Below are 8,683 nucleotides of genomic sequence, written 5' to 3' on the forward strand. Positions count from 1 at the left end.
TCGTGCTGCAGCAGATCGCCAACGCGATCTCCACGAACAACCCCGAGGTGCACCTCATGGTCGTGCTCGTCGACGAGCGGCCCGAAGAGGTCACCGACATGCAGCGCACCGTCAAGGGCGAGGTCATCGCCTCCACCTTCGACCGTCCGGCCGAAGACCACACCACGGTCGCCGAGCTCGCCATCGAGCGCGCCAAGCGCCTCGTCGAGCTCGGTCACGACGTGGTCGTGCTGCTCGACTCGATCACCCGCCTCGGCCGCGCCTACAACCTGGCGTCGCCGGCCTCCGGCCGCATCCTCTCCGGTGGTGTCGACGCCTCGGCGCTGTACCCGCCTAAGCGCTTCTTCGGAGCCGCCCGCAACATCGAGAACGGCGGATCGCTCACGATCCTCGCGACCGCTCTCGTGGAGACCGGCTCGAAGATGGACGAGGTGATCTTCGAGGAGTTCAAGGGCACCGGCAACTCCGAGCTCCGCCTCTCCCGTCAGCTCGCCGACAAGCGCATCTTCCCGGCCGTCGACGTCAACGCGTCGTCCACCCGCCGCGAGGAGCTCCTGATGGGCGCCGACGAGACCAAGATCACCTGGAAGCTCCGTCGTGCCCTCGCGGGTGTCGACCAGCAGCAGGCGCTCGAGATCGTGCTCGGCCGCCTCAAGGAGACCTCCTCGAACGTCGAGTTCCTCATGCAGGTGCAGAAGTCGATGCCCGCTCCCGCGGGTGGCCACAGCAACGGCAACGGGCACGCTGGCCACAAGGCCGACTGATGTTCGAGTCCGTCGCGGCCCTGCAGGCCGAGCACGACGACCTGCAGCAGCAGCTGTCCGATCCCGCGCTCCACGGTGATCCGGCGCGCTCGAAGCGGGTCAACCGGCGCTACGCCGAGCTGAGCCGCATCGTGGCCGCGCACACCGCGTGGCAGCAGAACGTCGACGACCTCGAGGCGGCGCGCGAGCTCGCCGACGAGGATCCGGCGTTCGCGGAGGAGATCCCGAGCCTCGAGGAGTCGCTCGTGGAGAAGGAGGAGACGCTCCGGCGCCTCCTCATCCCGCGCGACCCGGATGACGCCCGCGACGTGATCATGGAGATCAAGGGCGGTGAGGGCGGTGCCGAGAGCATGCTCTTCGTGGCCGATCTGCTTCGCATGTACCTGCACTACGCCGAGTCGAAGGGCTGGAAGACCGAGCTCCTCGAGCGCACCGAGAGCGATCTCGGCGGCTACAAAGACGTGCAGATCGCGGTCAAGGGTCGCTCGGCCGACCCCGCCGAGGGCGTCTGGGCGCACCTGAAGTACGAGGGCGGCGTGCACCGCGTGCAGCGCGTGCCCGCGACCGAGTCGCAGGGCCGCATCCACACCTCCGCCGCCGGCGTGCTCGTCTTCCCCGAGGTCGACGAGCCCGAAGAGGTCGAGATCAGCCCCAACGACCTCAAGATCGACGTGTTCCGCTCCTCCGGCCCCGGCGGCCAGTCGGTCAACACGACCGACTCCGCCGTGCGCATCACCCACCTCCCCACCGGGATCGTGGTGTCGATGCAGAACGAGAAGAGCCAGCTGCAGAACCGTGAGGCCGGCATGCGCGTGCTCCGCGCCCGCATCCTCGCCAAGCAGCAGGAGGAGCTCGACGCCGAGGCGAGTGCGGCCCGCAAGAGCCAGATCCGCTCGGTCGACCGCTCCGAGCGCATCCGCACCTACAACTACCCCGAGAACCGCATCGCCGACCACCGCACCGGGTACAAGGCGTACAACCTCGACCAGGTGATGGACGGCGCGCTCGAGCCCATCATCCAGTCGGCCATCACGGCCGACGAGGAGTCGAGGCTCGCGGCCATCGGGACCGACTCGTGACGGCCGGCGTCATCACCGAGCGCCCGGGCCTCGATCGCCCCGTGACCGTGCGCTCGCTGTTCCAGCGCGCCGTCGACATCCTCGCGGCGAGCGGCATCGCCGACCCGCAGGTCGACGCCGAGCTGCTGATCGGCCATGTCCTCGGCGCCTCGCGCGGTCGCGTGCAGTCGCTCACGGTGACGGATGCGCCGATCGGCCCCGAGGAGACCCTCGCGATCGTCGAGGCCGTCGAGCGCCGGGCCGCCCGGGAGCCGCTGCAGCACATCACGGGCACCGCGTTCTTCCGCTCGCTCGAGCTCTCGGTGGGCCCCGGCGTCTTCGTGCCGCGGCCCGAGACGGAGTTCGTGGCCGGCCTCGCCATCGACGCCCTGCGTGCCGTCGTGCCCGCGGGCGACCCTCTTCTCGCGGAGGAGGCGGAGCCCGCTGCCGTCGATCTCGGCACGGGAAGCGGCGCCATCGCGCTCGCCCTCGCCACCGAGGTGCCGCACGCCCGCGTGGTGGCCGTCGAGAACTCCACCGCCGCGTTCATCTGGGCCAAGGAGAACTTCCGCCGGGTCGGCGCCCCGAACTCCCGCCTGATCTTCATCGACCTCGCCGACGCCCTGCCCGAGGAGGGCGGCCGCTTCGACGTCGTCGTCTCGAACCCGCCGTACATCCCGCTCGGGGCGATCCCGCGCGATCCCGAGGTGCGCCTGCACGACCCCGAGCACGCCCTCTACGGCGGCGAGGACGGGCTCGACGTGGTGCGGAGCGTCTCGCAGACGGCTGCCCGACTCACCCGCCCGGGCGGAACCCTCGTGATCGAGCACGGCGAACTGCAGGGCGCCGACATCCGCGCGCTCCTCGAGGCCGACGGCTGGCGCGCCACCGCGACCCACCGCGATCTCACAGGCCGTGATCGCGCCACCACGGCGCTACGCTAGAACCCCACGCCAGGAGGCACTCATGGAACCCATCTCATTCACGTTCGGCGTCGTCGGCCTCATCATCTTCATCGTCACGGTCGTCTCGATCGTCAAGAACCCCAACCACGGGGGAGTCGGCAAGTTCGTCTGGATCCTGGTGGCGTTCTTCCTCTCGATCCTCGGTTCCATCCTCTGGCTGATCTTCGGCCGCGGCCGGGTCTCCAAGTAGCCGTCGCCTCCGCCCGAGGGCGGAAGACGGCTCCGGCTATCATGGACAGCGAGATGGCTGCACTTTACGACTGCTCCGCGCCGACGGAGCTCCTCACCGGGATGCGCCTCTCACGGGCCGCGATCGCCAAGGGCGAACTCGTGGTGCTGCCCACCGACACGGTGTACGGCCTCGCCGCCGACGCCTTCACACCCTCGGCCGTGCAGCGCCTGCTCGACGCCAAGGGCCGCACCCGGCAGTCCCCGCCGCCCGTGCTCATCCCGGGCCTCGCCACCCTCGACGCGCTGGCCACGGGCATCCCGGATGCCGTGCGCGACCTCGTGAAGGCGTTCTGGCCGGGCGGGCTCACCATCATCCTCCGCGCCACGCCCTCGCTCGCCTGGGATCTCGGCGAGACGGGCGGCACGGTCGCCCTGCGCATGCCGGACGACGAGATCGCCCTCGCCCTCCTCGCCGAGACGGGGCCGCTCGCGGTCTCGAGCGCCAACCTCACCGGGCAGCCCGCCGCCATGACCGCGGCCGAGGCCCAGGGCATGCTCGGCGACAGCGTCTCGGTCTACCTCGATGGGGGAGTGCGAGACGGTGGCAGCGCCTCCACCATCCTCGACGCCACCGATCCGGCCGCGTTCCGGATCGTCCGCCACGGCGCGGTGAGCGACGACGCCCTGCGTGAGGTCGCCGGCGACCTCCTGGCAGGCGCCTGACCCATGCGCTTCTACCTCCTCGTCGCCCTCGTCTCCGCGGTCGTGACCTTCGGGCTCGCCTTCGTCATCTACAAGCTCAGCAACCGCTACCGGCTCTACCCCAAGATCCGCGAGCGCGACGTGCACACGAGGCCCACCCCGCGGCTCGGCGGCATCGCGATGTTCCTCGGCGTGGTGATCGCGATCGGCGTGGCCTCGCAGATCAGCTGGTTCCGCCTCGTCTTCGCCGAACCCGGCAAGGTCTGGGCCATCCTCGGCGCCGCCCTCATCATCGTGCTGATCGGTGTGGCCGACGACATCTGGGATCTCGACTGGCTCACCAAGCTCGCCGGCCAGATCATCGCCGCGTTCCTGCTCGCCTGGCAGGGCGTGCAGATCGTCTCCCTGCCCATCGGCGGCCTCACGATCGGATCGAGCGGCATGTCGCTCGTGATCACGATCCTCGCTGTCGTGCTCGTGATGAACGCCATCAACTTCATCGACGGCCTGGACGGCCTCGTGGCGGGCGTCGCGCTCATCGCCAACGGCGTGTTCTTCATCTACAGCTACCTGCTGGCCCAGGACACCTCGCCCACCGACTACTTCAACCTCGCCTCCCTCATCACCGCGGTGCTGATCGGGGCGTGCGCGGGCTTCCTGCCGCTGAACTTCCACCCCGCCAAGCTCTTCATGGGCGACGCGGGCGCCCTGCTCGTCGGGCTCCTGATGGCCACGAGCGCCATCGCCGTGACCGGGCAGATCGACCCCGCCCAGCTCGGCCGGTCGCAGCTCCTCCCGGCGTTCCTGCCGATCCTGCTTCCCTTCGCCATCCTCGTCATCCCGCTGCTCGACTTCGGGCTCGCGATCTTCCGTCGCCTGCGCGCGGGCAAGAGCCCGTTCAGCGCCGACCGCAAGCACCTCCACCACCGCCTGCTCGACATGGGTCACTCGCACCTGCAGGCCGTGCTGATCTTCTACGCCTGGACCACGGTCATCTCGGTCGGCTGCCTGCTGCTGTTCGTGCTGCAGCCCTACTGGATCGCCTTCATCTTCCTCGGCGTGGGCATCGTGATCTGCGCCGCGCTCACCCTCGCCCCCCTCAGCCCGCTGAAGCGGCGCGAGATCAAGGCCCAGTCCGCCGACGCGGGCACCCTCGAGGCCGAAGTCCGTGCCGGCGACGACCCGCTCGACGCGGCCGCCGACGACATCAAGGAGCACTAGACCGTGTCAGACCCCATCATCCGCGGCAACTACCCCAAGCCCGCCTCGAGTTCGGTCTTCTCAACCATCCTCAAGTGGGACGCCATCCTCGCCGCCGTGATCGCCGTGGTCGGGGGAGTGATCGGCTTCCTGGTGGTCGGCTGGCCCGGAGCCTGGAGCGCCCTCATCGGCACGGCCATGGTGCTCGTGTTCGCCGGCGTCACGGCCGGCAGCATCCTCGTGGCCAACCGCTTCAACGACTCCCCCCTCTACACGACGCTGTTCTTCGTGATCGTCCTCGGGTCGTGGATCGTGAAGTTCGTGCTCTTCATCGTGCTCGTCGTCGTGCTCCGCGGCCAGCCGTGGCTGAACGACATCGTGCTCTTCCTCAGCATCGTCACCGCCGTGCTCGGCACGCTCGTGGTGGATGTCGTGGTCGTGGCACGCAGCCGCATGTCCTACGCGTCCGACGTGCGGCTGCCGAGCGGCGAGTGAGCCGACCTCGATTAGTCAGGCCACCCTTTGTCTTGATAGGGTTAGCTTGCCTGCAGGAAGCGTGTTCTACGCCATGACGCAGCAAAAACCCCCCACCGTTCGTCGTCGCGAGAACTCTCGGAGTTCCACGCCCCGAAACAGGAGATAGCGCTGATAGCTAACGCTGTGAACCTGCTAGCCCCCATGGCAACCTCCGACGATGGTGGTTTCCACGGTCCGTCGATCGAGGAGTTCTTCCCGGACGCCATTTTCTTCGCTGGCACGCCGTTCGAAATGAACCGGATCGTCCTCATCCGCATCCTCGCGGTGCTGGCGATCATCCTGATCTTCTGGCTCGGCACGCGCCGCATGAAGATCGTGCCTGGCCGCTTCCAGTCGGTCGTCGAGATGGGCCTGGACTTCGCCCGGGTCAACATCGCCGAAGACCTGCTCGGCAAGAAGGACGGCCGTCGCTTCCTCCCGCTGATCACCACGATCTTCTTCGCGGTGCTGTTCATGAACATCACGGGCATCATCCCGTTCCTGAACATCTCGGCGAACTCGACCATCGGCATGCCGCTCGTGCTCGCCGTGGTCGCGTGGTTCGCGTTCATCTACGCGGGCCTCAAGAAGCACCCGGGGGCGTTCTTCAAGAACGCGCTGTTCCCGCCCGGGGTGCCGAAGCCGCTCTACATCATCGTGACGCCGATCGAGTTCCTCTCGACCTTCATCCTGCGGCCGATCACGCTCACGCTCCGGCTGCTCATGAACATGGTCGTCGGCCACCTGCTGCTCGTGCTCTTCTTCGCGGCCACGCAGTTCTTCTTCTTCACCGCCGGCGGCTTCTACGCCCTCTTCGGTGTCGGAACGCTCGCGTTCGGCTTCGTGTTCACGCTGTTCGAGATCCTCGTCGCCGTGCTCCAGGCGTACGTGTTCGCCCTACTCACCACTGTCTACATCCAGCTCGCGCTGGCTGAGGAACACTAAGGGTTCCAGGCGACCGCCTGAACCACCATCACGGAAGGAAACAAACGTGGCAGATGTATCGATCCTCGCTGAGGTCACCGGCAACGTCGCGACCATGGGCTACGGCCTCGCAGCGATCGGCCCCGCCATCGGCGTGGGCATCGTGGTCGGCAAGACCATCGAGGGTGTCGCCCGCCAGCCCGAGCTCGCCGGCCGCCTCCAGGTGCTGATGTACATCGGTATCGCATTCACCGAGGCGCTCGCGTTCATCGGTATCGCGACCTACTTCATCTTCACCTCCTAGTAGCCCATCTTCGATCGATAAGGAGGCTGGAATGCTTCAAGCAGTTCTGGCTGCGGCCGAGGGCGAAACGACCAACCCGCTTATTCCCCAGTGGTATGACATCATCTGGTCGTCGGTGTGCTTCGTCGTCATCCTCATCTTCTTCTGGAGAGTCGCGCTGCCCCGCATGAAGAAGCTCCTCGATGAGCGTTCTGCTGCGATCGAGGGCAACATCGAGAAGGCCGACGTCGCCCAGCGCGAAGCCGAGGCCGCTCTCGAGCAGTACACAGCTCAGCTGGCCGAGGCTCGTTCCGAGGCCGCGAAGATCCGTGAGCAGGCTCGTGCCGACGCTCAGCGGATCGGCTCGGAGATCAACGCCCAGGCCCAGGCCGACGCCGAGCGCGTCAAGGCCAACGCCCAGGTGGCGATCGAGGCCGACCGTCAGGCGGCGCTCGTCTCGCTGCGCTCCGAGGTGGGCTCGCTCGCCATCGACCTCGCCTCCGGCGTGGTGGGGGAGTCGCTCTCCGACGACGCGAAGGCGACGGCGCTCGTCGACCGCTTCCTCGCCGACCTCGAGGCCTCCGACACCGCGGGAAAGAAGTAAGCACATGGGTAGCGCGACCAGAGAAGCCCTCGGGAACGCCAAGGCTCGCCTCGCGGGCCTCGGCTCCGCGGTCGATCTGGCCACGGGAGAAGAGCTCTTCGCCGCTGGTCGGATCATCGGTGATTCGTCACACCTGCTCGGAGCACTCTCCGACCCCGGTGCCGAGAACAGCGCCAAGGCCGCGCTCGTGCGGAAGCTCTTCGGCACGGGCTACGACCCGAAGGCCGTCGAGCTCCTCGTGAGCATCGCCGAGAGCCGCTGGTCGAGTCACTCCGACCTGCTCGCCGGCATCGAGGAGATCGGGATCCGGGCCGTGGCAGGCTCGGCACCCGCCTCGGCAGCGGTCGACGCGGAACTGTTCGAGTTCGCCAGGGCCGTGTCCAGCGACGCGGAGCTCGAGCTCGCGCTCGGTTCCAAGCTCGGCTCCACCGATCAGAAGCGGGCACTCGTCGAGCGCCTGCTGAGCGGCAAGGCCTCGGCCCAGACCGTCGCGATCGTGCGCCAGCTGGTCACCCAGCCGCGTGGTCGCCGGATCGGCGAGCTCGTGCGCTTCGCCTCGTCGATCGTGGCCGACCAGTCGGGCTCCGCGGTGGCGACCGTCACCACGGCCACGCCCCTCGGTGCCGCGCAGAGCGAGCGTCTGGCGAAGACCCTGGCGGCGCAGTACGGCCGCTCGGTGCAGCTCAACCAGGTCATCGACCCCAAGGTCATGGGCGGCGTGCGCATCCAGATCGGTGACGACGTCATCGACGGCAGCGTGGCGACGCGCATCAACGATTTGAGACTTCAGCTCGCTGGCTAACCCGCGGGCACAGGAACACACTGGGGTACGACCCCACCAGAAAAGGGAAAACGATGGCTGAACTTACGATCCGCCCCGATGAGATCCGCGACGCTCTCAAGGACTTCGTCGCGGCCTACGAGCCCGGCAAGACCTCGACCAGCGAGGTCGGCTACGTCATCGACGCCGCCGACGGCATCGCCCACGTCGAGGGTCTGCCCGGTGTGATGGCCAACGAGCTGATCCGCTTCTCCGACGGCACGCTGGGCCTCGCCCAGAACCTCGACGAAGACGAGATCGGCGTCGTGGTGCTCGGTGAGTTCACCGGCATCGAGGAGGGCCAGGAGGTCACCCGCACCGGCGAGGTGCTGTCGGTCCCCGTGGGCGACGCCTACCTCGGCCGGGTCGTCGACCCGCTGGGCAACCCGATCGACGGTCTCGGCGAGATCGTCGCCGAGGGCCGTCGCGAGCTCGAGCTCCAGGCCCCTGGCGTCATGGCCCGCAAGAGCGTGCACGAGCCCATGCAGACCGGCATCAAGGCGATCGACGCCATGATCCCGATCGGCCGCGGCCAGCGTCAGCTGATCATCGGCGACCGCCAGACCGGCAAGACGGCCATCGCGATCGACACGATCATCAACCAGAAGGCCAACTGGGAGTCGGGCGACACCAACAAGCAGGTGCGCTGCATCTACGTCGCGATCGGCCAGAAGGG

The 8,683-nt window shown here is 68.0% G+C and carries 11 protein-coding genes and 1 pseudogene; all 12 read left to right on the forward strand.

Translation table 11 applies throughout. From position 1 onward, the window contains the following. Positions 1-764, forward strand: a 764-nt coding sequence (rho, locus tag Q0D57_RS18290; RefSeq protein WP_291046768.1) for a transcription termination factor Rho, incomplete at its 5' end; no start/stop codon positions are given. Then, positions 764-1,843, forward strand: a complete 1,080-nt coding sequence (gene prfA / locus Q0D57_RS18295) for a peptide chain release factor 1 (protein WP_259527297.1) — start codon at positions 764-766, stop codon at positions 1,841-1,843. The genes rho and prfA, both read left to right, overlap by 1 nt. 41 nt (positions 1,844-1,884) lie before the next feature. Continuing rightward, positions 1,885-2,766, forward strand: a complete 882-nt coding sequence (prmC, locus tag Q0D57_RS18300) for a peptide chain release factor N(5)-glutamine methyltransferase (protein WP_291046784.1) — start codon at positions 1,885-1,887, stop codon at positions 2,764-2,766. Positions 2,767-2,788: 22 nt separating this feature from the next. After that, the gene (locus tag Q0D57_RS18305) at positions 2,789-2,977 is read left to right on the forward strand and encodes a PLDc N-terminal domain-containing protein (protein ID WP_259527295.1); all 189 of its coding nucleotides are present in this window, start codon (positions 2,789-2,791) and stop codon (positions 2,975-2,977) included. Between the two features lie 53 nt (positions 2,978-3,030). Further along, positions 3,031-3,681 carry an L-threonylcarbamoyladenylate synthase gene (locus Q0D57_RS18310; RefSeq protein WP_291046771.1) on the forward strand — a complete coding sequence of 217 codons (651 nt, stop codon included), beginning with the start codon at positions 3,031-3,033 and terminating at the stop codon, positions 3,679-3,681. Positions 3,682-3,684: 3 nt separating this feature from the next. Then, positions 3,685-4,881 (forward strand): MraY family glycosyltransferase, encoded by a 1,197-nt coding sequence (locus Q0D57_RS18315; RefSeq protein ID WP_291046773.1) that lies wholly within the window; start codon positions 3,685-3,687, stop codon positions 4,879-4,881. Positions 4,882-4,884: 3 nt separating this feature from the next. After that, positions 4,885-5,355: a hypothetical protein gene (locus tag Q0D57_RS18320; RefSeq protein WP_291046774.1), complete on the forward strand. Its 471-nt coding sequence runs from the start codon at positions 4,885-4,887 to the stop codon at positions 5,353-5,355. Between the two features lie 183 nt (positions 5,356-5,538). After that, positions 5,539-6,321 (forward strand): F0F1 ATP synthase subunit A, encoded by a 783-nt coding sequence (gene atpB / locus Q0D57_RS18325; protein ID WP_259527274.1) that lies wholly within the window; start codon positions 5,539-5,541, stop codon positions 6,319-6,321. Between the two features lie 46 nt (positions 6,322-6,367). Further along, the gene (gene atpE / locus Q0D57_RS18330; protein ID WP_271206551.1) at positions 6,368-6,604 is read left to right on the forward strand and encodes an ATP synthase F0 subunit C; all 237 of its coding nucleotides are present in this window, start codon (positions 6,368-6,370) and stop codon (positions 6,602-6,604) included. Positions 6,605-6,635: 31 nt separating this feature from the next. Continuing rightward, positions 6,636-7,187 (forward strand): F0F1 ATP synthase subunit B, encoded by a 552-nt coding sequence (locus Q0D57_RS18335; protein WP_291046779.1) that lies wholly within the window; start codon positions 6,636-6,638, stop codon positions 7,185-7,187. 4 nt (positions 7,188-7,191) lie between these two features. Next, positions 7,192-7,989, forward strand: a complete 798-nt coding sequence (locus tag Q0D57_RS18340) for a F0F1 ATP synthase subunit delta (RefSeq protein WP_291046780.1) — start codon at positions 7,192-7,194, stop codon at positions 7,987-7,989. A gap of 53 nt (positions 7,990-8,042) precedes the next feature. After that, positions 8,043-8,683 (forward strand): annotated as a pseudogene (locus Q0D57_RS18345) (F0F1 ATP synthase subunit alpha); the annotation flags it as partial.

Source organism: Herbiconiux sp. (genome assembly GCF_023264895.1).
Taxonomy (GTDB): Bacteria; Actinomycetota; Actinomycetes; order Actinomycetales; family Microbacteriaceae; genus Herbiconiux.